At 69.3% G+C, this 23131-nt stretch carries 22 protein-coding genes; 13 read left to right on the forward strand and 9 right to left on the reverse strand.

Translation table 11 applies throughout. The annotated features are described in order from the left end of the window. Positions 1 to 268 precede the first annotated feature (268 nt). The 4 genes from AB0M45_RS09975 to AB0M45_RS09990 all read left to right on the forward strand — a co-directional run bounded on the left by AB0M45_RS09975 (position 269) and on the right by AB0M45_RS09990 (position 4150). On the forward strand, positions 269 to 670 hold the full coding sequence (locus tag AB0M45_RS09975; RefSeq protein ID WP_364325216.1) for a cytidine deaminase: 402 nt from the start codon (positions 269 to 271) through the stop codon (positions 668 to 670). Positions 671 to 746: 76 nt separating this feature from the next. Continuing rightward, positions 747 to 2051 carry a thymidine phosphorylase gene (locus AB0M45_RS09980; protein WP_364325219.1) on the forward strand — a complete coding sequence of 435 codons (1305 nt, stop codon included), beginning with the start codon at positions 747 to 749 and terminating at the stop codon, positions 2049 to 2051. Between the two features lie 321 nt (positions 2052 to 2372). Further along, positions 2373 to 3470, forward strand: coding sequence for an adenosine deaminase (locus tag AB0M45_RS09985; protein ID WP_364325222.1), 1098 nt, complete (start codon positions 2373 to 2375; stop codon positions 3468 to 3470). A 23-nt stretch (positions 3471 to 3493) separates the two neighbouring features. Beyond that, positions 3494 to 4150 (forward strand): hypothetical protein, encoded by a 657-nt coding sequence (locus AB0M45_RS09990; protein WP_364325225.1) that lies wholly within the window; start codon positions 3494 to 3496, stop codon positions 4148 to 4150. Here the strand turns inward: AB0M45_RS09990 and AB0M45_RS09995 are convergent, their stop codons facing one another. The 5 genes from AB0M45_RS09995 to AB0M45_RS10015 all read right to left on the reverse strand — a co-directional run bounded on the left by AB0M45_RS09995 (position 4151) and on the right by AB0M45_RS10015 (position 7683). Next, the gene (locus tag AB0M45_RS09995) at positions 4151 to 5398 is read right to left on the reverse strand and encodes a primosomal protein (RefSeq protein ID WP_364325228.1); all 1248 of its coding nucleotides are present in this window, start codon (positions 5396 to 5398) and stop codon (positions 4151 to 4153) included. It abuts the gene before it with no gap. Between the two features lie 26 nt (positions 5399 to 5424). Further along, positions 5425 to 5772: a YbaB/EbfC family nucleoid-associated protein gene (locus tag AB0M45_RS10000; protein ID WP_364325231.1), complete on the reverse strand. Its 348-nt coding sequence runs from the start codon at positions 5770 to 5772 to the stop codon at positions 5425 to 5427. Positions 5773 to 5922: 150 nt separating this feature from the next. After that, positions 5923 to 6264, reverse strand: coding sequence for a hypothetical protein (locus AB0M45_RS10005; protein ID WP_364325234.1), 342 nt, complete (start codon positions 6262 to 6264; stop codon positions 5923 to 5925). Continuing rightward, entirely contained in the window at positions 6261 to 7367 is a 1107-nt protein-coding gene (locus AB0M45_RS10010) for a C40 family peptidase (RefSeq protein WP_364325237.1), read from the reverse strand. The genes AB0M45_RS10005 and AB0M45_RS10010 overlap by 4 nt, the downstream gene beginning before the upstream one ends. A 4-nt stretch (positions 7368 to 7371) precedes the next feature. Next, entirely contained in the window at positions 7372 to 7683 is a 312-nt protein-coding gene (locus AB0M45_RS10015; RefSeq protein ID WP_364325240.1) for a hypothetical protein, read from the reverse strand. A 153-nt stretch (positions 7684 to 7836) separates the two neighbouring features. On the opposite strand from AB0M45_RS10015, the gene upp reads away from it, so the two are divergent. Then, entirely contained in the window at positions 7837 to 8460 is a 624-nt protein-coding gene (gene upp / locus AB0M45_RS10020) for a uracil phosphoribosyltransferase (protein WP_364325243.1), read from the forward strand. Between the two features lie 10 nt (positions 8461 to 8470). On the opposite strand, the gene AB0M45_RS10025 is transcribed toward upp, so the two are convergent. Both AB0M45_RS10025 and AB0M45_RS10030 read right to left on the reverse strand, forming a co-directional pair. Further along, on the reverse strand, positions 8471 to 9967 hold the full coding sequence (locus tag AB0M45_RS10025; RefSeq protein ID WP_364325246.1) for a phospho-sugar mutase: 1497 nt from the start codon (positions 9965 to 9967) through the stop codon (positions 8471 to 8473). After that, a complete protein-coding gene (locus AB0M45_RS10030; protein WP_364325249.1) occupies positions 9968 to 10747 on the reverse strand; it encodes a purine-nucleoside phosphorylase in 780 nt (259 codons plus the stop codon). A gap of 124 nt (positions 10748 to 10871) precedes the next feature. Between AB0M45_RS10030 and AB0M45_RS10035 the strand changes: the two genes are divergently transcribed. The 3 genes from AB0M45_RS10035 to AB0M45_RS10045 all read left to right on the forward strand — a co-directional run bounded on the left by AB0M45_RS10035 (position 10872) and on the right by AB0M45_RS10045 (position 14132). Continuing rightward, positions 10872 to 11570, forward strand: a complete 699-nt coding sequence (locus AB0M45_RS10035) for an enoyl-CoA hydratase-related protein (RefSeq protein ID WP_364325252.1) — start codon at positions 10872 to 10874, stop codon at positions 11568 to 11570. Between the two features lie 67 nt (positions 11571 to 11637). Continuing rightward, a complete protein-coding gene (locus tag AB0M45_RS10040; protein ID WP_364325255.1) occupies positions 11638 to 12876 on the forward strand; it encodes a M20 family metallopeptidase in 1239 nt (412 codons plus the stop codon). 116 nt (positions 12877 to 12992) lie between these two features. Continuing rightward, complete coding sequence (locus AB0M45_RS10045; RefSeq protein ID WP_364325575.1) at positions 12993 to 14132, forward strand: M20 family metallopeptidase; 1140 nt, start codon at positions 12993 to 12995, stop codon at positions 14130 to 14132. Between the two features lie 334 nt (positions 14133 to 14466). On the opposite strand, the gene AB0M45_RS10050 is transcribed toward AB0M45_RS10045, so the two are convergent. Continuing rightward, positions 14467 to 14943, reverse strand: coding sequence for a gamma-glutamylcyclotransferase (locus AB0M45_RS10050; protein WP_364325257.1), 477 nt, complete (start codon positions 14941 to 14943; stop codon positions 14467 to 14469). Between the two features lie 170 nt (positions 14944 to 15113). On the opposite strand from AB0M45_RS10050, the gene AB0M45_RS10055 reads away from it, so the two are divergent. The 5 genes from AB0M45_RS10055 (at position 15114) to AB0M45_RS10075 (ending at position 22268) form a co-directional block, all read left to right on the forward strand. Further along, positions 15114 to 16517: an NAD(P)H-quinone dehydrogenase gene (locus AB0M45_RS10055; protein ID WP_364325260.1), complete on the forward strand. Its 1404-nt coding sequence runs from the start codon at positions 15114 to 15116 to the stop codon at positions 16515 to 16517. Positions 16518 to 16896: 379 nt separating this feature from the next. Continuing rightward, a complete protein-coding gene (locus AB0M45_RS10060; protein WP_364325263.1) occupies positions 16897 to 17838 on the forward strand; it encodes a hypothetical protein in 942 nt (313 codons plus the stop codon). 73 nt (positions 17839 to 17911) lie between these two features. Then, a complete protein-coding gene (locus tag AB0M45_RS10065) occupies positions 17912 to 18922 on the forward strand; it encodes a hypothetical protein (RefSeq protein WP_364325266.1) in 1011 nt (336 codons plus the stop codon). Positions 18923 to 19033: 111 nt separating this feature from the next. Then, positions 19034 to 20209 (forward strand): PLP-dependent aminotransferase family protein, encoded by a 1176-nt coding sequence (locus AB0M45_RS10070; RefSeq protein WP_364325269.1) that lies wholly within the window; start codon positions 19034 to 19036, stop codon positions 20207 to 20209. Positions 20210 to 20534: 325 nt separating this feature from the next. After that, complete coding sequence (locus AB0M45_RS10075; RefSeq protein ID WP_364325272.1) at positions 20535 to 22268, forward strand: glycerol-3-phosphate dehydrogenase/oxidase; 1734 nt, start codon at positions 20535 to 20537, stop codon at positions 22266 to 22268. Positions 22269 to 22292: 24 nt separating this feature from the next. Here AB0M45_RS10075 and AB0M45_RS10080 read toward each other — a convergent pair whose 3' ends face one another. Next, a complete protein-coding gene (locus tag AB0M45_RS10080; RefSeq protein WP_364325275.1) occupies positions 22293 to 23075 on the reverse strand; it encodes a DNA-formamidopyrimidine glycosylase family protein in 783 nt (260 codons plus the stop codon). Between the last annotated feature and the right edge of the window lie 56 nt (positions 23076 to 23131).

Genomic DNA, 23131 nt, shown 5'->3' on the forward strand with positions numbered 1-23131 from the left:
GTGCCTCCAACGTCGTTGATGGACCCGGTTTCAGGTCCGACGCCGGCGGCGTTGGGGGCGAATGCCCAGGTGGCTGTACTCCGGCCCGTCGCGGGGAACCTGAACCGATCTGTTCTGGACTCTAATCCCCCAGCAATCCCGGAACTAATTCGGCGTGCCGTGCGTTGCGCGACAAAGGATCGGGTTAGGTTTACCTTTCTCGACATGCGCGGGGTTCTGTCCTGGCCCTCGCGCGGCCATCTTCGGCTCGGTTCGAGAGGGGTTCGCCATGTCGCAAATCAACTGGAATCTGTTGCGCGACAATGCAATTCGAGTTATGCGGAACGCCTATGCACCCTACTCGAGGTTTCCGGTCGGCGCCGCGGCTCTCAGTTCCGATGGCCGAATTGTGAGCGGTTGCAATGTGGAGAATGTCTCATATGGATTGGGCCTGTGTGCCGAATGTGTACTCATCGGTAACTTGATTTCGGGGGGTGGGGGTCGCCTTCTGGCGGTCTCGGTGACCGATTCTCGCGGCGAAATCCTGATGCCCTGCGGGCGCTGCCGCCAATTGCTCTACGAGCACGGTGGAGCCGACCTCTTGGTCGATCACAAGGCGGGGGCGGTGCCGCTGCGCACGCTGCTCCCGGATGCCTTCGGCCCCGACGACCTGGACGCCGGTCAGGTGTGACGAATGATGGGGCGAGGCCGGCCCCTGCCACAGACAGGAACCCAGGGTCGGCGCCGCACATGCCAGACTGACGAATGTGACGGCACTGGACGCGGTTTCGATCATCAGGACCAAGCGTGACGGTGGGGAACTCTCCGACGCGCAGATCGACTGGGTGATCGACGGGTTCACCCGCGGCGCGGTGGCCGACGAGCAGATGTCGGCGCTGGCCATGGCGATTGTCTGGCGCGGGATGACGCGGCGCGAGACGGTGAGGTGGACGGCCGCGATGATCGCCTCCGGACGGCGCATGGACCTCACCGGCGTGCCGCGACCGACCGTGGACAAGCACTCGACCGGCGGGGTCGGCGACAAGATCACGCTGCCGCTGGCGCCGCTGGTTGCCGCGTGCGGCGCCGCGGTGCCGCAGTTGTCCGGGCGCGGTCTCGGCCACACCGGAGGCACCCTGGACAAGCTGGAATCCATCCCCGGCTGGCGGGCGGACGTGCCGGTGTCGCGAATGCGCGACCTGCTGGCCGACCCGGGCATCGGCGCGGTGGTATGCGCGGCAGGTGCGGACCTCGCGCCCGCGGACAAACGGCTCTACGCCCTGCGCGACGTCACCGGCACGGTGGAATCGATCCCGCTCATCGCCAGTTCGATCATGAGCAAGAAGATCGCCGAGGGCACCGCGGCGCTGGTACTGGACGTCAAGGTGGGCTCCGGTGCCTTCCTGAAGACACTCGACGGGGCGCGTGAGCTGGCCACGGCCATGGTCACGCTGGGCGCCGACGCGGGCGTGCGGACGGTGGCGCTGCTCACCGCCATGGATACCCCGCTCGGCCGGACCGCGGGCAATGCCCTCGAGGTCGCGGAATCGGTGGAGGTGCTCGCGGGTGGTGGGCCCGCCGACGTGGTGGAACTGACCCTCACCCTGGCCCGTGAGATGGTCGCGGTGGCCGGGCTCGACGTCGATCCCGCCGACGTGCTGGCCGATGGCCGGGCGATGGACCAATGGCGCGCGATGATCCGCGCCCAAGGCGGCGACCCGGACGCGCCACTACCCGTCGCCGCGCACACCGAGATCATCCGCGCCGACGCCGACGGCGTGCTGACCAGGCTCGACGCGATGGGTGTCGGTATCGCCGCCTGGCGGCTGGGCGCGGGCCGCGCGCGTCAGGGCGATCCGGTGCAATTCGGCGCCGGGGTCGAAATGCACGCGAAGCCGGGCGACGCCGTCACCGTGGGACAGCCGCTGCTCACCATGCACACCGACACCCCCGAGGCATTCGCGGGTGCCGCCGCGGCCCTGCGCGATGCCGTCACCATCGACACCGCGCACGTGCTCGCACCCGCACCATTGATCCTCGATCGGATCGTGGCCGGATCGATCGTGGCTTGATCGATGGGAAGGGCGGCTCGCTCGTTCATCGTCGTGGCGCCGTAGCCTCCCCGGGCCGAAGCGCGGTGTACAGCTTGGTCCAGCGCTGATCGCGGCGGGCGGCACGCGCCTATCTCGGCCCGGTGCGAAATTACCGCTGTCGAGAGGACCCGAGTTCGCGCGGTGGCAACCGTCGAGCCGGGTCATTTCGCTCGCACCGGGCCGGTGGTATCGGTCCGGCTGGTGTCGCGTTGTGGACCGGCCCGCATCCGGTCGGCAACGAGATGGTTGCCACGCCGGCAGTCCGCTGCCGTTTCGGCGCGCTGCGGCTACCGTCGATACATGACTGGACCGATGCCTCTGACCCTTGCCTCGATCCGACAGGCGCCGAAAGCGCTGCTGCACGATCACCTCGACGGTGGTCTGCGGCCCGCCACGGTGCTCGAGCTGGCCGCGCACAGCGGTTACGACGACCTACCCGCCACCGATGAGGCGTCGCTCGCGGCCTGGTTCCGGGACTCGGCCGACAGCGGATCGCTGGAACGGTACCTGGAGACCTTCGACCACACGGTCGCCGTGATGCAAACCCCTGAGGGCCTGCGCCGGGTCGCCCGCGAATGCGCCGAGGACCTCGCCGCCGACGGCGTGGTGTACGCGGAGGTGCGCTTCGCCCCCGAACAGCACTTGGAGCGCGGGCTCACGCTGGACGAGGTGGTCGAACACACCCTTGCCGGTTTCCGCGAGGGCGAGGCGGCCGCCGCCGCGCAAGGCCACACCATCGTGGTGACCTGCCTGCTCACCGCGATGCGGCATGCCGCGCGCTCGCGGGAGATCGCCGAACTCGCGGTGCGCTTCCGTGATCGCGGCGTCGGCGGCTTCGACATCGCGGGCGCGGAGGCGGGCTTCCCGCCGAGCAGGCATCTCGACGCGTTCGAATACATGCGTGCCCACAGCGCGCATTTCACCATCCACGCGGGGGAGGCGTTCGGTCTGCCGTCCATCCACGAGGCGCTGGCCTTCTGCGGCTGCGACCGGCTCGGGCACGGCGTGCGGATCACCGACGACATCAGCGTGCCCGGCGCGATCGAGAACGCGCGGCTCGGGGTGGTCGCCAACTATGTCCGGGACATGCGCATTCCGCTGGAGCTGTGTCCCTCGTCGAACGTGCAGACCGGCGCCGTGCCCTCGTTGGACAAGCACCCCTTCGACCTGCTGGCCCGGCTGCGCTTCCGCGTCACGGTCAACACCGACAACCGGCTGATGAGCGACACCAGCATGAGCAAGGAGATGCTCAAGCTGGTCGAGACGTTCGGTTACGGATGGAGCGATCTGGAACGGTTCACCATCAACGCCATGAAGTCGGCGTTCATCCCGTTCCCCGAACGGCTGCGGATCATCGACGACATCATCAAGCCCGGATACGCGGTGTTGATCGGATAGCTCGGTTCGCTAGCGTGACGATCATGGCGACATTGCGCATCTCCGGTCGGTTCAACGGTCCGCCCGACTCCGGCAACGGTGGTTACGTGGCCGGTTTGCTCGCCGAGCAGTGCGACGAGGAGACCGTGACCGTAATCCTGCGCAGCCGCCCGCCGCTGGAGACGCCGCTCGACGTGCGCGACGGACGGCTCTACGACGGTGACACGCTGATCGCGGAGTCGATCGGCGGCGAACTCGAGCGGGACGCGCCGCGTCCCGTCCCGTTCGCCGAAGCGGTCGCGGCGTCGGACACCTATGTGAGCATCGAGATGTTCGCGTCCTGCTTCGTCTGCGGCAGCGGTCGCACGGATGGCCTGCGCATCGAACCCGGCCGGGTGGGCGAGAACCGAGTAGCCGCATCGTGGATACCGGACGACACCGTGCCGCTGAGACCAGCGCTGCTGTGGGCCGCGATGGACTGCCCCGGCGGCTGGTCGCTACCCGGCATGCTCGACCGTCCCGCCCTGCTCGGTTCGATGACCGCCACCGTGCACGGCCTGCCGCAGGTCGGGGAGCGCTGCGTAGTCGTGGGGGAGTACCACGGTGAGCAGGGCCGCAAATGCTTCGCCTCGACCGCCGTCTACGGCGTCGACGAACGCCTGCTCGGACAAGCCGAGCAGGTCTGGATCCGGTTGACCTAGTTACTGCTTGTCGAGCCGGGACTCCAGGTTGCGTTCCAGCTCCCGCCACGCCTGTGCCTCGGCGGTGAACGGCGGGTTGGGCGCCAACCGGGTCGGATCGGGATTCAGCAGGTAGGAGACGTACCAGCCCAGCGGGGTGGATTGCGCCAGCGCCCGCTCGACGGTGTCGTCGTCGGCGTAGTCGGCGGCGTCGGTGAACAGCTCGACCGCCAAGTCGAGTTGTTCGATGTCGACCGCTTCCGGTCCCTCCGCCAAGTCCTCGGTCAGGCCGGGCAGCACGTACACGTTCTCGTCGGTGACCTCGACCTCCAGCGAGCCGTCCACCGCCGCGGTCTGCACGTCGGCGAAGGTGCTCACCCGGGCCAGGTCGTGTTCGTGGTCGTCGGCGAGGTACCGGGCCAGTGCGCGCTCGGAGGGGAACACCGTGATCGAGCCCTTTGCGCCGAGGAAGATCGGTTCGTCGTCCAGGTAACAGCGCAGCGTGAAGACGCTGCCGTCGGAGGTGACGATCTTGATCGGGTCGATGCCGACCTCGTGCCAGAACGACTCGTCCTCGTCCTCCTCCTCGTCGTCGTCGAGGTCGACGGGCTCGAACTCCTCCTCCTCGTCGCTGTCGGCCGCGTCGTCGGCGTCGACCACGTTCTCCTCGGCGGCCAGGAGTTCGGCCTCGGCCACCGCGACCGCCTCGGCGTCGACCTCAGGGGTCTGCACTACGGAGTCGATGGCATCCAAGACGTCGTCCCAGCCCTTGGCGATGGCCGCGCCGATCTGGTCCCACAGCTCCTCGCCGTCGCGCCCGACGAAGGCGCTCACCCCACCGGGCAGCGCGCCGAGCACCGGATGCGAACCGAAGAACTTGGTCACCGTCTCCAGTTCACAGACCTCGCCGATGTTGCGCACCATGCCGAGGGTGTCCTCCAGCTCGGCGACGGTGTCCACGTCGGGCTCGCCCGCGGCCAGTTCGGGCACCGCGACCAGGTCGAAGGTGAAATTCTCCTCCGGCTCCAGTTCGACGGCCGAGAGACCCGCGACGACTTTCCATGCCGGATGGTCGACGAGGTCGTTGTCGGAGTTGGTGCGGATGAACGCGGCCAGCTCAGCAACGGACTCGAAACCGTAGAGAGCGTCCTCGTGTCCGAGGAACGCCTCCCACTCGTCGTCACCGTCTCGCCAGCGCGGTGCCCACAGGGTGACGAGATCGCCGTCGGTCAGGCCGAGCTCGATCGGGACGATGTCTCCAGAAGCCATGTGCGGAAGCCTATCGACCTTCCGCGTCAGGCACTATCCGGCCCGCCCCCATTCGTCGCTCCGGGCGGCTGCCCGGCCGGGACGAACGACTCGTTCAGTGTCGCAACGACCTTGGACCGCTGTGCGCCGGCGTCCTCGGCGGCCTGCCGGCACGCCCAGACGATCAGCTGTCCGACCTCGGCGGGCGGCAGCGACGTGACCGATTCCGCCAGCGTCAGACCCACGAGCGCGCCATCGCTGTTCACCTCGACGCTCACCGCGCCGTCCTCGCTGGTGAACCGTCCGCGCACCTGCTTCAGCCCGTACAGCGCCGCCTCCAGCGCCTCCAGCTTCTGGGTCGCCGAGGCGACCAGGGCGTCCATTTCCGCGGTCATGCTTCCACCTCGCTGGCGCTCGGCTCCAGCATGACCGCGAACGCGGCTGTGTCCATGATTCGCTCGCTTCGCTCCCTCATGCCGCTTCCACCTCGCTGGCGCTCGGCTCCAGCTTCCTCATACCTTCCACCTCGGTGGCGCCCGGCTCGTTCACACCGGCCTCATCCAGCTCGTCGGACCTGTGTCCGCGTCGTCGATCCGGTCCAGCTCGTCCACCGCCTGTTGGCGGGTGGGCAGGCCGAGCCGGTCGAGGATGTCCGCGGGCATGCCCGCCTCGGCGAGCAGTTCGCGCCGCCGCGCCCGCGCCGCGATGGCGGAGCGCTGGGTGAGCCGCAGGATCTCGTTGGCGAGCGACTGTGCGCCGTAACGGTATTCGCTGCGCTCGAACTTGATCTCCACCGGCATGCCCTGGTCGGTCGCCCGCACCGAGATGGTGCCCGAGCGGTTGCTGCTGGCCGCGACGGTGACGTTGGGGATTTGCGGTTGGGTCATGCTGTGGGCCTGTAGAAACCGTAGAAGTCCATACCTGAGTTCTCCGTTCGAATCGAGCTGATCTGGACCGGGTCACCCGCCTCGACGAACTGCCCGTTGCCGATCACCATGGCCACGTGGCCATCCCAGATCGCGAGGTCGCCGGGCATCAGGTCGCCGGGGGACACCGGTGTGGCCCCGTTGCCCTGCTCGGCGGCGAGCCGGGGCAGGTCGACGCCGGCCTCGCTGTAGGCGTACTTGGTGAGCCCGCTGCAATCCAGTCCCGCGCCAGGGGTGTTGCCGCCCCAGACGTAGGGGGTGCCGAGGGTGCCGATCGCCGAGCGGACCGCCGTGGCGGCCTGCTCGTTCGGCGCCTCCACGACGCTGCCGTCGGGCAGCGTGATCTTCACGCCCTTGCCGTCGTCGGCCGTCCCCGAACCGGTGTCGGGCCGGGGCACACCCGGCGTGCCCCGCGTGGTCCCGGGAGTGCCTGGGGAGCGGGGTGAGCTCATCGCGGTGCTCATCATCTGGCCCGCGCCGGTGAGCACGCCGGATGCGGTGGAAACCACCTGCTGGACGCCGGAGGCGGCGGCGACGGGCAGTCCGGAGGGCGGCGGGGTCGGTGGCGGCGGGGTCAGCTCGTTCATCGACGCGGTTTGCGTGTGCAACTCGTTCTGCACCCGGCCGACCACGTTGAGCGCTTGGCCGAGATGGTCGATCGCCGAGCCGACGAGCACCGTCAATCCCTGTGGCGTCGCCAAGGCCGGACCCATGCTCGCCGCGGTGTTCACGAACGACTGCGCGATATCGGTGAGTTCTTTCTGGCCCGTCTCCACCTCGGCGGCGGCCTGGTTCACCACGGTGGCCATCTCGTTGCCGCGATCGGAGATGGTGGCCGCGGAGGTCTGCACCCGCAGCGCCTTGGCGGTGGCGGCGTCGGCGGCGCGGCCATCCCACGCCGCGTTCATCCCGTTGATGCTGTCGCGACCCATCTGGTGGATCTGGTCGACCACGGACGAGGTGCTGCGCAGCGCGTCGGTGGGACCGCCGGCGGGCAGCACGCCGGTGCCGAAGCTGGCGAGCAGGTCCAGGATCGGTTTGGCCAGCGCGTTGATATCGATCACAGGCTCACTCCAGTTCGGTGGCCGCGTTCTGCAGCGCGCTCGCGGTGGAGGTATCGGTCTCGGTGAGGACGGTCGCCGCGCCGGTGGCCGCTCCACCCATGCTGGTCAGCACCGCCGACAGCTGGCCGATCGCGGCGACGTGCCCGGCGTGCGCCGCGGTGTAGGCCGCCATGAAATCGGCGCCGATGAGTCCCATGATCGGGCCTAGCAACGCGGGCTCCGCCGCGGCCGCGCTGACCCCCGCCGCCGCCATCTCGCCCGCCATGACGTGGGCGGTCGCACCATAGGCGGCGATGCCCTCCGTGTCCGCCGACATCTTTCGCATCAGAACTTCCCCCATCTGTTGTTCCCAGGCAGAGTACGTCATCCACTTGGTTCGACGCGCCCTGTTCCGGTTCGGTTCCGCCGCTTCGGAAAAAAGTCGCGTCGAGTCCGGCGGCGCGCCCGCGATCGACCTTATCGTTCCCTCATGCGCACCCACACCGTGGACCATCCACTCGTCGCCGCCCTGCTCACCACGATGCGGGACGAGCGCACGCCGAATCCGGCTTTCCGTGCCGCACTACGTGATCTGACCGGAATCCTGATCTACGAGGCGCTGCGCGAGGCGCCGGTCGAGCGTTTCCCGATCGTGACGCCGGTCGCCGCCACCGAGGGCGTCCGGCTGGCGCGGCCGCCGTTGCTGGTTCCGGTGCTGCGCGCCGGGCTCGGCATGATCGACGCGGCCGCCGAGTTGATCCCCGATGCCAGAATCGGATTCGTCGGCCTGGCCAGGGACGAGCACACCCATCTGCCGGTGCCCTATATGGAATCGCTGCCCGCCGACCTCGCCGGATTTCCGGTGTTCGTGCTGGACCCGATGCTGGCCACCGGCGGCTCGATGCGCTACACCCTGGAACTGCTCGCGGCACGCGGCGCCACCGACATCACCGCGGTGTGCGTCGTCGCGGCACCGGAAGGCATTGCGGCGCTGGAAGACTCGGGTCTGCCGGTGCGCCTGGTCACGGCGGTGGTCGACGCGCGACTGAACGAGAACGCCTTCATCGTGCCCGGCCTCGGCGATGCGGGCGATCGGCAGTTCGGCCCGCGCTGAACGGGCGAAATCAGAGGGTCAGGCAGAAGTCGCGCAGCGCCGAAAGACGTACGCGCGCAGCGGTTCGCGCGGCCGGAAGCCCGGCGTGCGAGCCGACCGGCTCGACCACCTCCAGGTAGCACTTGAGTTTCGGCTCGGTGCCGGAAGGACGCACGACCACGCGGGAGGAGGCGCCTTCGAAGATCAGGGCGTCGGTCCGCATCCGGCCGCGCACCTGGAGTTGGTCGGTGTATTTCACCGGCTCGCCCGCGATCTCGTCGGGCGGGTTCGCCCGCAACCGCTCGACCACCGCCGCGGCGTCGGCGGCCGACGCCAGTCGCAGCGCCACTTGGTCGCCCGCGTGCAAGCCGAATTCGACCGCGTAGTCGTCGAGTTCGCCGGTCAGAGTGCGGTCCGCCGCCTTCAGCCGGGCGACCAGGTCGGCCACGAGCACCGCGGCGGAGATGCCGTCCTTGTCCCGGACCTTCGCCGGGTCGACGCAGTGGCCGATCGCCTCCTCGTAGGCATACACCAGGCCGTCGCCCGCGCGGGCGAGCCACTTGAAGCCCGTGAGCGTCTCCGCGTAGCGGCCGCCGCGCGCCGGAGCCAGCTTGGACAGCAGTCGCGAGGACACGATCGTCGTCGCCACCAGCGCGTCGGCCGCGGCGGTGCGCAGCACGCAGTCCCCGAGCAGTACACCGGTCTCGTCGCCGCGCAGCATCCGCCAGGTGCCGTCCGGCCGCGGAACGCCCACCGCACAGCGGTCCGCGTCCGGGTCGAGCGCGATCGCCACGTCGGCGCCGACCCGGGTGGCCAGCGCGAGCAGCAGATCGGTGGCGCCGGGTTCCTCCGGATTCGGGAACGCGACGGTGGGGAAGCCGGGGTCGGGCTCGAACTGCTCGTCGACCACGTGGATGTCGGCGTAACCGGCGGCGGTGAGCGCTTCGACGGCGAGGTCGCCGCCGACGCCGTGCAGCGGGGTGAGGGCGATCCGGATATCCGCGCGCTCGCCTGGACCGCCGATCAGGGCGGGCAGTTCGGCGACCCGCCGCAGGTAGCGTCGCACCATATCGTCGCTCGCGGGGCCAACCGGCGCACGATCGACCGGCTCGGTGACCTTCTCGATGCAGCGCTCGATTTCGCGGTCGGCCGGGGCGATCAACTGCGAACCGCCGTCGAGGTAGACCTTGTAACCGTTGTCGGTAGCCGGATTGTGCGATGCGGTGATCTGCACGCCCGCGACCGCGCCGAGCTCACGCACCGCGTACGCGACCACCGGCGTGGGCAGCGGGCGCGCCAGCAGCGTCACCGGAAAACCCGCCGCGGCGAAGATTTCCGCGGTCGCCGTGGCGAACTCGGCGGACCCGTGCCTGGCGTCGCGGCCGACGACCACCGCGCCGCCGCCGAGACAGCGGCCGCGCAACCAGTCCACGATCCCTGCGGTCGCCCTGGTCACCGTGGTGACGTTCATACCGTCCGGACCGTCGCGCAGCGGGCCGCGCAGCCCGGCCGTGCCGAAGCGCAGCATCTACACCCGTTCCAGCACGCCGCGCAGCAGTTTGCCCAGGCGCGGCGCGGCGGCATGTCCTTCGGCGAGCACCTCGGCGTGGGACAGATGCGCGCCCGTGACGCCCGCGGCCAGGTTGGTGACCAGCGAGATACCGAGCACTCGCGCGCCGAGCGCGCGGCAGGCGATCGCCTCCAGCACCGTGGACATACCGACCAAGTCCGCGCCGATCGTGCGCAGCATCCGGATTTCGGCGGGGGTCTCGTACTGCGGACCGGTCAGGCCCGCGTACACGCCCTCGGTCAGGCTCGGGTCGACTTCCCGGGTCAGCGCCCGCAATTCGGGATCCCAGGCGTCGACCAGATCGACGAAGGTCGCGCCCGCCAGCGGCGTCCGGCCGGTCAGGTTGAGGTGATCGCTGATCAGCACCGGTTCGCCGACCCGCAGGCCGGGACGGATGCCCCCCGCGGCGTTGGTCAGCACGACGATTTCCGCGCCAGCGGCGATCGCCGCCGTCACCGGATGCACCACGTCGGCGGGCTGGTAGCCCTCGTAGAGATGCTGGCGGCCCATCAGCAGCAGCACGGCGGTGCCGTCCACCTGGACCGAGTGGACCATGCCGACGTGGCCCTGCGCGGTCGGCGTCCCGAAGCCGGGCAGCTCCGGCATCGGCACCGACGCTCGCGGCGCCCCGATCTCGGCGGCCGCGTCCTGCCAGCCGGATCCCAGCACCACGGCGACCCGGTGGCGCGGCACTCCCGTACGTTCGGCGATCGCCTCGGCGGCCTCTTGGGCAAGCATGATCGCCACTCTAGCGCCAGGTCGGCGGGCGGATGGGTGGTCCAGGGGAGATGACGCCGTGGGGCGGACACTCGAGCCCTACCCGCGAGTAGGGCTTTCCGTGGCCGCCGGATACGCTGCACCCATGCCGTATCTGGAACGCCAAGGGGAAGTGTTCGTCCTCTACCTCGGGGCCGAGGGACAGACCGACAGTGAGAACCGCTTCCACCCGGACTGGATCGACGAATTCCACGCGCTGCTGGACAAGGTCGAGAGCTCCGAGGGTCCCGCCGCGCTGGTCACCACCGCGACCGGCAAGTTCTACAGCAACGGCCTGGACACCGACTGGCTGTTCCCCAACATGGACAAGATCCACGGCTACCTCGACCGCGTGCACTCGCTCTACACCCGCCTGCTCGGCTTCCCGCTGCCGACCGTCGCGGCGATCAACGGCCATGCCTTCGGCGCGGGCGCGATGCTGGCCACCTCGCACGACTTCCGGGTGATGCGCGCCGACCGCGGCTTCTACTGCCTGCCCGAGGTGCACTTGGGCATGCCGTTCACCATCGGCATGAACGCCCTGCTCACAGAGCGGCTGAGCAACCAGGTCTGCGTCCAGGCGATGACCACGGGTCACCGCTACCCGGCCGACGACGCGATCGCCGCGGGCATCGTGGACGGCAAGGCAGACGCATCCGCGCTGCTCGCGACCGCTGTCGAGCGGGCGGCCGCCCTGGCGGCCAACCGCAAGCCGAACCTGCCGGTGATCAAGCGCGCGCTGCATGCGACGGCGCTGGCCGGACTTGCGGTGCCGACCACCGCGGAGAACCTGGCCTTCGGCTGACGCGAAGGGCCGCGAACACGCAGCGACGAAGTCGCTGCAAGACCAACACAGTGCGAGACTGTGTTGCATGCCACCACCGCGCAGCGACCAATCGCACTGCGACGACCACGCTGTGTGCTCCGGCGCCGACGCGGCTGGTCGCAGCGACGCGGCGATCATCGCGGCGTCCGCCGAGCTGATCGCGCTCTCGCACGCGATCCACGCTGAACCGGAGCTGGCGTTCGAGGAGACGCGGAGCGTCGCCAAGACCATCGCCCCGCTGGCCGAGCGTGGTTTCCAGGTCGAGACCGGGGTTGCGGACCTGCCGACGGCGTTTCGCGCCAGCTACGGCAGCGGGCCCCTCACGGTGGGCCTCTGCGCCGAATACGACGCGTTGCCCGAGATCGGGCACGCTTGCGGCCACAACATCATCGCCGCTTCCTCGGTGGGTGCGGCGCTCGGCCTGGCCGAGGTCGCCGACGCGCTCGGCATCACCGTGCTGGTGTTCGGCACGCCCGCCGAGGAGAGCGGCGGCGGCAAGGTGCTGATGCTCGAGCGCGGAGTGTTCGACGACGTCGCGATGGCGATGATGGTGCACCCGGGTCCGCTCGACATCGTCGGGGCCCGCTCGCTGGCGCTGGCCGACGTGTCGGTGGTCTTCCACGGGCGCGAGGCGCATGCCAGCGCGGCCCCCGAACAAGGCCGCAACGCGGGCGACGCGGTCACCGTCGCGCAGGTCGCTCTCGGGTTGCTGCGACAACATCTCCTGCCGGGCCAGCAACTGCACGGTATAGTCGGCGAGGGTGGCGTAGCTCCCAACATCGTGCCCGGACGTGCGGAACTGCTGTATTACCTACGCGCAGTCGACTCCGCATCCCTCGACGATCTGACGCGACGAGCGACGGCTTGCTTCGAGGCGGGCGCCCTCGCGACCGGCTGCACCCACGAAATCCGGACGCTCGCGCCGACGTACACCGAGTTGACCCCGGATCCGGAGTTATTGTTCGCCTATCGCGAGCAGATCACCGGATTGGGACGCGTGCCGCTCGCCCCGGAACTCGAGGCGCAGCGGCCCCTGGGCAGCACGGACATGGGCAACGTGACCAATGTCATTCCGGGCATTCACCCGGTCATCGGCATTGATGCCGGTGGTGCGGTGACACATCAGCCAGGCTTCGCCGCGGCGAGCGTCAACGCCTCGGCCGATCGTGCGGTCGTCGACGGTGCGCTCGCGCTCGCGCGTACCGCGGTCACGGTCGCACGCGATGACATCCATAGAGACAGGTTGTTGCAACGGCTAGTTCAACGACAGGAGGACATTCGGTGAGCACATCCGGCCGTTCGGCGGCGCAGGCGACGGTTCCGACCGCGGGCGCCCGCGTCGTCACGGAAGGCCTCGGAAGCTCCGCGGTGTCGGAGACCAGGGGATCCGGGCGGGAAGTGGTGGAGTCGTGGCTGGCCGATCACACGGTCGACCTGGTCGGGTGGCGACGGCATATCCACGCCAACCCGGAACTGTCCCGCACCGAGTTCGGCACCACCGAGTTCGTCTCGGCATGGCTGATCAAGGCGGGCCTGGCGCCGCAGGTACTTCCCGGCGGCACCGGTCTGATCTGTGATATCGGGCCGGAGGGGCGCCGGATCGGTCTGCGCGCCGATATGGATGCGCTGCCCCTGCAGGAGTTCACCGGACTGAGCTTCGCCTCCACCGTGCCGGGCGTGTCACACGCGTGCGGCCACGACGCGCACACCACGATCCTGCTCGGCACGGCGCTGGCCCTGGCCGAGGTGCCCGAGCTGCCGGTCGGCGTGCGGCTGGTCTTCCAGCCCGCCGAGGAGATCATGCCGGGTGGTGCGATCGACGTGGTCGCCACCGGTGCGATGGCGGGCGTCGAGCGGATCTTCGCGCTGCACTGTGATCCCCGTCTGGAGGTGGGCCGGGTCGGCATCCGCGTCGGCGCGATCACCTCGGCGGCCGACACCATCGAGCTGGTGCTCGACTCACCGGGCGGCCATACCTCGCGCCCGCACCTGACCAGCGACCTGGTCTACGCGATCGGCACGGTGATCACCGGCCTGCCCGGCCTGCTGAGCCGCCGCATCGACCCGCGCACCAGCACCGTGATGGTGTGGGGCGCGGTGAGCGCGGGCAAGGCGCCGAACGCCATTCCGCAGACCGGCATGCTCACCGGCACCATCCGCACCGGCGATCACGACACCTGGTCGCTGCTGGAGCCGATGGTGCGCGAGATCGTCGACGGGCTGCTCGCCCCGACCGGCGTGCGCTACCAGCTCAACTACCGGCGCGGCGTGCCTCCCGTGGTCAACGAGGAGCACTCCACCCGCATGTTCGAGGACGCGATCCGCGCCCTCGGTCCCGACGCGCTGTCGGACACCATGCAGTCCGGGGGCGGCGAGGACTTCTCCTGGTACCTGGAAGAGGTGCCGGGTGCGATGGCTCGCCTGGGTGTCTGGTCCGGCGAGGGCGAACAACTGGATCTACACCAGCCGACCTTCGACATCGACGAGCGGGCGCTCGCGGTCGGCGTCCGGGTGCTGAGCAATATCGTGCTCTCTGTCTGATTTCCAGCGCCTGCGGCGCTCGGTGTTCGCGGCCCCTTTATGGCTCGCGTCCGAGCGGGCGAGACTCGCGCCTGCGGCGCATGCGCTTCGCCCGCTCGGACGCGAGCCGGGCCGCGAACGGTGCTCGATGGTCTCGCACCCGACGGGGCTGGGTGGGATTGGTTGTTACGTGGTTGTTCGGTAGTGATCGGGTGAGCGGTGCGGGCGAGACTCGCGCCTGCGGCACATGCGCTTCGCCCACTTGGACACGAGACGGGCCGCGAACGGTGCTCGATGGTCTCGCACCTGACCGGGCTGGGAGTGTGTTGATCGGATAGCGGAGTGGAACGCGTGGTCAGCCGAAGTTGCCCGGCCCGACGTTGCGGCTGTTTCTGGTGCGTAGTTCGTGCACGTAATCCGCTGGCGCGCCCGCCTTTTCGGCCGCGTCGGCGATCACGCCCAGGTAGCGGGCCGATGGCAGCCCGCCCTCGTAGGCGTCCAGCACGTAGAGCCAGGCGAGGGTGGGTTCGCTGTCGCCGTCGGCGTCGCGGGTGACCCGCAGGCGGATCTTCTTGTGGATACCGAAGTCCGATCCCTCCCAGCGGTCCAGCCGCTGCTCGTCCTCCGGGGAGACGTCGTAGAGCACGACGAACACCCGGGAATCCGGGTCCTCGACGACCGTCGCGAGAGGCCCTTCCCAGCCGATGTCGTCACCGGCGAAGGTGAGCCGCCAGCCCTCCAACCAGCCCGTCCCGGACATGGGTGAGTGCGGACAGCGCTCGAGCATCTGCGTTGCGTCCATGTTGGACCCGTAGGCGGCATAGATCGGCACCAGCAAAGGGTAGCCAATAACCTTCACCGACCGCGTTCGATTGCCGCACCTGCGGCGCGGCGTGCGGGGAACTGCCGCGCACCGGTAACGCGGTCGGAAGTGCGAGGTGATTGCCGGATAACGTTGACATGTGCCGGAGATCCCGGCGCGAAGCACGAGCGGAGGTATCAATGACCCGCATCGCGATCATCGGTGGCGGACCGGCCGGCTACGAGGCGGCGCTGGTGGCGGCCCAGCACGGTGCGTCGGTGACGCTGATCGATTCCGACGGCATCGGCGGGGCGTGTGTGCTGTGGGACTGCGTCCCCTCCAAGACGTTCATCGCCTCGACCGGGGTGCGCACCGACCTGCGCCGCGCCCGCGATCTCGGGATCACCCTCGACCCGAACCAGGCACACGTCCAGCTGCCCGAGGTGAACGCGCGCGTGAAGGCGCTGGCGTTGGCGCAGTCGTCGGATATCCGCTCGAAGCTGCAGACCGTCGGGGTGACGGTGCTGTCCGGCCGCGGCGAGCTGATCGATCCCGGCAGTGGTCTGGCCGCGCACCGGGTGCTCGCCAAGCTGGCCGACGGTGCGCAGCAGACGATCGAGGCGGAGGTTGTGCTGATCGCCACCGGCGCCAGCCCCCGCGTGCTCCCCGGCGCCGAACCGGACGGCGAGCGCATTCTCAACTGGCGTCAGCTCTACGACTTGGAGGAGCTGCCGGAGACCTTGGTGGTGGTCGGCTCCGGTGTGACGGGCGCCGAGTTCGTCTCCGCGTACACCGAAATGGGCGTGCGGGTGAAGCTGGTCTCCAGCCGCGACCGCGTGCTGCCCGGTGAAGACGCCGACGCGGCGCTCGTGCTGGAGGACGCGCTCGCCGAGCGCGGCGTCGAACTGGTCAAGCACGCGCGGGCGGACGCGGTGCAGCGCACCGCCGAAGGCATCGTGGTCAAGTTGTCCGACGGCCGCACGGTTTCCGGCACGCACGCGCTGATGACCGTCGGCTCGACACCCAATACCGAGGGGCTCGGGCTGGACCGGGTCGGCATCGAACTCGACCGCGGCGGCTATCTGCGGGTGGACCGCGTATCGCGCACGTCGGTGCCGGGTATCTACGCCGCGGGCGACTGCACCGGTCTGCTGCCGCTGGCTTCGGTGGCCGCGATGCAGGGACGCATCGCGATGTACCACGCACTCGGCGAGGGCGTCAGCCCGATTCGCTTGAAGACCGTTGCCTCCGCGGTGTTCACCCGGCCGGAGATCGCGACGGTCGGGGTCAGCCAGACCGCGATCGATAACGGCGAGGTGCCCGCGCGCACGGTGATGCTGCCGCTGAACACCAACCCGCGCGCCAAGATGTCCGGGCTGCGACGCGGTTTCGTCAAGATCTTCTGCCGTCCCGCGACCGGCGTTGTGATCGGCGGTGTGATCGTCGCGCCGATCGCCTCGGAACTGATTCTGCCGATCGCGCTTGCGGTGCAGAACAATCTGACGGTGAACGACCTGGCCCAGACCTTCTCGGTGTACCCGTCGCTGACCGGGTCGGTGACCGAGGCGGCCCGTTTGCTGATGCGGCACGACGATCTGGATTGACGTCGGCCTGACGCGCGCTGTGCCGTGTCCGATATCGGACATCATGCCCCGCGAACATGGGGCTGCCGTGCGGCGCGGGTGGGCTTGCCACCCTTGGGTATTCGCCGCGTTGCTCATTGTGCGCACATGTGGTTCACTCCTCGACAGAGATGCGATCGGAGGGCGGTCGCGAGGTTCGGTGCGGGGGGATGGGTTCCTTTCCAAATCGGCACGGCGAACGATTCGGGTCGTTCGACGATCAGGCGTCTCACCCAGGGACAACTGAATGCGGCCGACCAGCCGCACCCGGAAGGGAATTGCGACAGTGAAACATCGTAAGCCGAGTCGGGCGCAGCGAGCGATGGCGAGCACCTCGTTGCCGCTGGCTACAGCGGCCGCAGTGGCCACTCTCTTCGCGGCGCCGGCGGGGGCGGCTCCCAACGATCAGCCGACGCAGCCGGGTGTGACCGAGTCGCCGAGTACCCCGGAGACCACTCAGGCGGAACCGAACAAGCCGGAGTCCAAGCAGGATCCGCAGAAGCCGGACAGCAAACCGACGCCGAGCCAGCCCGGCGTCACCACTCCGGACCAAGACCACGCCGCGCCCGATCAGAAGGACCCGCAACTGGCGAGTCCGACGCAGCCGGGTGTGAGCACCCCGCGCGTCGCGCCGCTGCCGGTCCCCGGCCAGCAGCCGGGCGAGCCGCAGCCCGCGGTGGTGCCGGATCAAGCCGCCCCGCAACCCGGGCAGCAAGCCACTCCGCAACCCGGGCAGCAGGCGGCCCCGCAGCCGGACACGCAAGGCGGCGAGAACGCCCAGGCGCAGCAGCCGGATAGCTCCACGCTGGTGCAGCCGCAGCCGCGTTGGCAGGCGCCGCGCCTGGAGACCGCCCCGCCCGCCCCGGTCGTGGAGATGACCGGTCCGCACGCGGAGATCGGCGCGAACATCGACGGCAACCGACTGCTGCCGGGCTACGTGGCCAACACTCATCACTTCAGCAACGAGGCCGGTTACGTCGGCACCATCGGCTACCGCACGCCGACCGGTCAGGGCGAAGCGGGCGTCTCGGTGGAGTTCGTCGACAAGAACACCGTCAAGCTCACCACCTACACCGGTGGCGAGGGCTTGGCCGACAACAACGCCACCGCGGTGTTCGACACCACGCAGCTGAACCAGGCCAAGGCCGCGGTGGAGGATTGGATCCGGGAGCAGCCGGGCGGCGCGGCCGCACTCGAGGCGGCCGCACAGGTTAAGCTTCCGCTTCAGTCGGGCGATATCGCTCCGCAGACCGTCGACGTCGCTGGTGTGACCGCCCAGTGGGGTGGTTCGCTCCAGTACTGACACGAGCTGATCTCGACGGGTGGGGCGGTCGTTCACGGCCGCCCCACTCGTGTGTCCTGGGAAAGGATTGGGTGTGACCTCCGAGGGTGATGCGAGGGAGAACGAATCCGACCAGTCCGGGTCGGAGTTCGGTCCACCGCTGGGGGAGTTCGGGCCGCCGGTTTCCGAATTCGGGCCGGCTATTTCGGAATTCGGTCCACCGATGGGCGCCGATACCGGCCAGAGGTGGCAGGTCCCGCAGCAGCCCACCGACCACCCCGGACTCACCTGGCGCCCCGCGGGCGAGCCGGAGCCGAGGCCCGCACCGGCCCCGCAGTATCGCGCGCCGGATTCCACGGTCCACACCGAACGGCCATCCGCGCCCGTGCCGCCGGAGCAGCCTGCCGCGGAGGCCGCGCGCCCGCAGGCCACCGGTAGCGAGCGGGACACGTGGTGGAATCAGCCGACCGCCGAAGGTGGCGTGCCGAAGCCGCCTGAGCAGTCCGATTCCGGCCTGTCCTGGGCCGAGGACCCGATCGCCATGCGGTTGGCGCTGCGCGTCCCCTCGACGCCGGCGCCCGCGCGACGTTCCGGCTCCTCGCGGCGCAGATGGGTCGTGCTCGGGACGCTCGCGGCGGTCGTGGTGCTGATTGCGCTGGCGGTGACGATCATCGGGGTCTCCCGCGACAACGGCGACAGCAGCGCCGCTCCGAGTGCCGTCGGCACGACAGCGGCATTGAGCTGCCCGTCCCGCAAGGACGGCACAGTGACCATCGGCAACGGACCCGGCGACACCGCCAGCGGGGCCGGGGCCATTCTCGGGTTCCAGAACGCGTTCTATGTCGCGCGCAACGGGGAACTGGCCAGGTCATTCGTCGCGGCGGACGCTGATTTTTCGACCGCCGCAGTCCTTCAGCAGGCCATCGACGAGCAGATCCCGGTGGGGACGACGCACTGCGTGCGGATCACCGAGACAGGCCCGGACACCTTCGACGTCGATCTGACCGAGCATCGCCCCGACGGCACGACGATCGTGTACCCGCAGCGTGTCTCGACCGTCGACCGGGACGGCAGGAAACTGGTCTTCGTCATCGCGAAGCGGTAACTTCGCCGGGCGGTTCGTCGCCTCCCGGATCATGGGATGAATATTTCGGAATCTGGTGGCGATGTGCGACAGTGGGACATCGCGTCCCGCGGCGTCCCCCGGAGGTTTCCCATGTCGCCGACCATCCCACCGCTGGCAGGCAAACTGGAGGGCCTGCGGAGCTCGGCGATCCGTGATCTCCTGAAGCTGACCTCGCGCGCCGATATCGTCAGCCTGGCCGGGGGGCTGCCGGACGCCGAACTCATGCCGCGCGAGCGCCTGGCCGCGGCCGCGGACGCGGCGCTGAGCCACAACGGCTGCCTGCAGTACACCGAGTCGACCGGGTGGACGCCACTGCGCGAGGTGCTCGCCCACCGGGAGTCGGCGCGAATCGGCCGCCCAGTGCAACTCGCCGAGGTGTTCGTGACGCACGGTTCGCAGCAGGCATTGTCGCTGCTGGCCGAGGTGCTGCTCGACCCGGGCGCGCTGGTCGTGGTCGAGGATCCGGCGTATGTCGGTGCGCTGCAAGTCTTCCGGGCCGCGGGAGCGCGTATCGCCGCGGTGGCGCTGGACGACGAGGGCATGCGCACCGAGGCCATCGCCGAGCTGATCGCGGGGGGCGAGCGCCCGGCCGTGGTCCACACGGTGAGCAATTTCCACAACCCAGGCGGCGTGACGATGAGCCCGCGGCGCCGCGCGGAACTGGCGAGGTTGGCCGAGCAGCACGGCTTCTGGGTGATCGAGGACGATCCGTACGGTGAGCTGTGGTTCGACAGCCCCGCGCCCGCTCCGGTCGCGTCGTACTCCCGCAACGTCATCCGGCTGTCGAGCGCGTCGAAGATCCTCTCGCCGAGCCTGCGCGTCGGCTGGATGGTTGCGCCCGAACCGGTCTGCCGCGCGGTCGAACTGCTGAAACAGGGGGCGGACCTGTGCGGGTCGGCGCTCACCCAGCAGATCGCCGCCGACCTGCTCGCCGACACGGCGTGGCTCGCCGGCCATGTCGACCACGTCCGCGGGGTCTACGGCGAGCGGGCGAAGACGCTCGTGCACGCGACACGCACCCGGTTCGGGGACCGCGTGCGCTGCAGCGACGCCGCGGGCGGCATGTTCGTCTGGGCCGATTTCACCGACGGCACCGACACCGGCCGGCTCCTGCCGCGTGCGCTCGAATCCGGTGTCGCCTACGTGCCCGGTTCCGCGTTCGCGGTCGACGGCGGGTACCGCAATTCGATGCGGATGTGCTTCACCACATCCGACGCGGCGACGCTGGAACTGGCTGTCGACCGGCTGGCGGACGCCGTCGGGTAGCGCCGGAGAACGCTCAGCCGACCCAGTCGTAGGTGCGCTCGACCGATTTGTAGACCCACCGTGACCACCCCCGATCCCCGGACCCCCGAGCAGGAGGCCGGGCCACCAACGCCCGCCGACGGGACGGCACTGACCGGCACCATACGTGTGCCGGTGAAACCATCCCGGAAGACGCGGGAACCAACGTTCACGCTGCCCCCGCAGCCTGAACCGACGACGCCCGGGAAGGGCGGTGCCGACCAGCTTCACCAAAGTTGTTCGATACGCTTTAGCCTGGTGGTGAAGGCTCGGTCGGACACATCCGCGTCGGCGGGAGGAGTCGAGCATGACCACGAAACCGGATTCGCAGTTTCTCGGCCCGGAGCAGCGCACGACGGCTTGGGAGCGCTTCGGCAAGGATCATTTCGACGTGGTCGTCGTCGGCGGCGGGATCGTGGGGGCCGGCATCGCCTTGGACGCGGCGACCAGGGGTTTGCAGGTCGCGCTGGTCGAGGCTCGCGATCTCGCGTCGGGTACCTCCAGCCGGTCGTCGAAGATGTTCCACGGCGGACTGCGGTATCTGGAACAGCTGGAGTTCGGATTGGTGCGCGAGGCGCTGCGGGAACGCGAGCTTTCGCTGTCCATTCTGGCGCCGCACCTGGTCAAGCCGCTGCGCTTTCTCTATCCGCTGACCCGTCGCGCCTGGGAGCGTCCGTACGTGGCCGCCGGGCTGGTCCTCTACGACACCATGGGCGGCGCGAAATCCGTTCCCGGTCAACGGCATCTGTCTCGTGCGGGCGCGTTGCGGCTGGCGCCGGGGTTGCGGCGCGACTCGCTGATCGGCGGTGTCAGCTACTACGACACGGTCGTCGACGACGCACGCCACACCATGATGGTGGCGCGCACGGCCGCGCACTACAGTGCCGTGATCCGCACCTCCACCCAGGTGGTGGGGTTCCTGCGCGAGGCCGACCGGGTGGTCGGCGTCAAGGTGCGCGACACCGAGGACGGGCGCACCGGAGAGGTCCGCGGACATGTCGTGATCAACGCGACCGGCGTGTGGACCGACGAAGTCCAGGCCCTGTCGCATCAGCGGGGCCGGTTCCACGTGCGGGCGTCCAAAGGCGTGCACATCGTGGTGCCGCGTGATCGGATCGTCAGCGACACCGCGATCATCCTCCGCACCGCGACCTCGGTGCTGTTCGTCATCCCGTGGGGCACGCACTGGATCATCGGCACCACCGACACCGACTGGAACCTCGACCTGGCGCACCCGGCGGCCACCAAGGCCGATATCGACTACCTGCTCGAACGGGTGAACCAAGTGCTGGTCACGCCGCTCACTCCCGACGACATCGACGGCGTGTACGCGGGGCTGCGCCCGCTGCTGGCGGGGGAGAGCGACGAGACCTCCAAGCTATCGCGCGAGCACGCCGTGGCCCGCGTCGCGCCCGGCTTGGTCGGTATCGCGGGCGGCAAGTACACCACCTATCGCGTGATGGCCTACGACGCGGTGGACGAAGCGGCGCAGGACATTCCGGCCCGGGTCTCCCCGTCGATCACCGCGAAGGTGCCGCTGCTCGGCGCGGACGGTTACTTCGCGCTGGTCAACCAGACGGTGCAGTTGGCTGAGACGTACGGCGTGCATCCCTACCGGATCAAGCACCTCCTGGACCGGTACGGCTCCCTGATCTATGACGTCATGGCCTTGGCCGAGGACAAACCCGAACTGCTGCAACCGATTACGGACGCGCCATCCTATTTGCAGGTGGAGGCGGTCTACGCGGCGGCAGCCGAGGGCGCGCTGCACTTGGACGACATCCTCGCCCGGCGGACCCGGATCTCGATCGAGTATTCGCACCGCGGCGCCAACTGTGCCGAGCAAGTGGCCGGGCTGGTCGCCCCGATCTTGGGCTGGGACGAGGAGGAGATCGACCGGGAGGTCCGCACCTATCAGGCGCGGGTCGACGCGGAAGTCCATTCGCAGACCCAGCCCGACGACGCCTCCGCGGACGCCCTGCGGATCGCGGCTCCCGAACCCCGCCCGGAAATCCTGGAACCGGTGCCGTCCGAAGGCTGATGCTCTTTTTGTGGCCCTGCCGGACTACATCGGCGGAACGGGCTGGCAGCGCGGGCAGAAATAGATGCCGCGTTCACGCTGGACCACGCGATCGTAATCGGGTGCGGTGTAGTCGAGCAGGTCGGCCTTCAGCGGTGTGCCGCAGCGTTGGCATGGACGGTGGGTGCGGCCGTAGGCCAGCGGGCGTCGTGGGGGTTTGTCCACGGCTTCGGTCAAGACCCGGTGCGCCTCGTTGACCAGGGCGAGCAGATCAGGGACGTCGCCGACGCGGGTGGCGGGGTGGACGCGGCGGAGGAAGCAGACCTCGCTGCGATAGATATTGCCGATGCCCGCGAGGTTGCGCTGGTCGAGCACGGCGACACCGATCGGCTGGTTCGGATACCGCCGCAGCCGCCGGACCGCTTCCACGGCATCCCAATTCGGGCCGAGCAGATCCGGCCCGAGGTGGTCGATGATCCGGTGTTCATCGCCGACCCGTACCACGTCGACGGTACCCAGCGAGAACCCGACCGCTTCCACTTCCGCGGTGCTCAGCACGACCCGTGCGGTGACCCGCGGTTTGGTCCAGCGCTGTCCGCAGTGGAACACGTGCCAGCTGCCCTCCATCTTCAGGTGCGTGTGGATACTGACGGTCGGCGTACGGATGAAAAGGTGCTTGCCGTAGCTGCCGACGCTCTCGACCTCCTGCCCGCGCAGGTCGAGCGTCGCAAAACGCGGTACTCGAAAGTCGCTGCGCGTCAGCACCTTTCCTGTCAATGCGGCCCGAAGCCGCTTGGCGGTGAGGAATACGGTGTCACCCTCAGGCATAGCGCGGCCCCGGTGCTGTACCGCGGACATCGACGCTATCGCCGCCTAAGGGACCA

This window comes from Nocardia sp. NPDC051787 (genome assembly GCF_040681325.1).
In the GTDB taxonomy this organism is placed as follows: Bacteria; Actinomycetota; Actinomycetes; order Mycobacteriales; family Mycobacteriaceae; genus Nocardia.

Excerpts from the sequence above, each read along its gene's own strand:
- AB0M45_RS10075 (WP_364325272.1), top strand. The coding sequence starts at position 20,535 with ATGACCACGAAACCGGATTCGCAGTTTCTCGGCCCGGAGCAGCGCACG.
- AB0M45_RS10030 (WP_364325249.1), bottom strand. The coding sequence starts at position 10,747 with ATGCTTGCCCAAGAGGCCGCCGAGGCGATCGCCGAACGTACGGGAGTG.
- AB0M45_RS10070 (WP_364325269.1), top strand. The coding sequence starts at position 19,034 with ATGTCGCCGACCATCCCACCGCTGGCAGGCAAACTGGAGGGCCTGCGG.
- AB0M45_RS09990 (WP_364325225.1), top strand. The coding sequence starts at position 3,494 with ATGGCGACATTGCGCATCTCCGGTCGGTTCAACGGTCCGCCCGACTCC.
- AB0M45_RS10025 (WP_364325246.1), bottom strand. The coding sequence starts at position 9,967 with ATGCTGCGCTTCGGCACGGCCGGGCTGCGCGGCCCGCTGCGCGACGGT.
- AB0M45_RS09975 (WP_364325216.1), top strand. The coding sequence starts at position 269 with ATGTCGCAAATCAACTGGAATCTGTTGCGCGACAATGCAATTCGAGTT.
- AB0M45_RS10035 (WP_364325252.1), top strand. The coding sequence starts at position 10,872 with ATGCCGTATCTGGAACGCCAAGGGGAAGTGTTCGTCCTCTACCTCGGG.
- AB0M45_RS10000 (WP_364325231.1), bottom strand. The coding sequence starts at position 5,772 with ATGACCGCGGAAATGGACGCCCTGGTCGCCTCGGCGACCCAGAAGCTG.
- AB0M45_RS10015 (WP_364325240.1), bottom strand. The coding sequence starts at position 7,683 with ATGTCGGCGGACACGGAGGGCATCGCCGCCTATGGTGCGACCGCCCAC.
- AB0M45_RS10005 (WP_364325234.1), bottom strand. The coding sequence starts at position 6,264 with ATGACCCAACCGCAAATCCCCAACGTCACCGTCGCGGCCAGCAGCAAC.
- AB0M45_RS10040 (WP_364325255.1), top strand. The coding sequence starts at position 11,638 with ATGCCACCACCGCGCAGCGACCAATCGCACTGCGACGACCACGCTGTG.
- upp (WP_364325243.1), top strand. The coding sequence starts at position 7,837 with ATGCGCACCCACACCGTGGACCATCCACTCGTCGCCGCCCTGCTCACC.
- AB0M45_RS09985 (WP_364325222.1), top strand. The coding sequence starts at position 2,373 with ATGACTGGACCGATGCCTCTGACCCTTGCCTCGATCCGACAGGCGCCG.
- AB0M45_RS09995 (WP_364325228.1), bottom strand. The coding sequence starts at position 5,398 with ATGGCTTCTGGAGACATCGTCCCGATCGAGCTCGGCCTGACCGACGGC.
- AB0M45_RS10055 (WP_364325260.1), top strand. The coding sequence starts at position 15,114 with ATGACCCGCATCGCGATCATCGGTGGCGGACCGGCCGGCTACGAGGCG.
- AB0M45_RS10080 (WP_364325275.1), bottom strand. The coding sequence starts at position 23,075 with ATGCCTGAGGGTGACACCGTATTCCTCACCGCCAAGCGGCTTCGGGCC.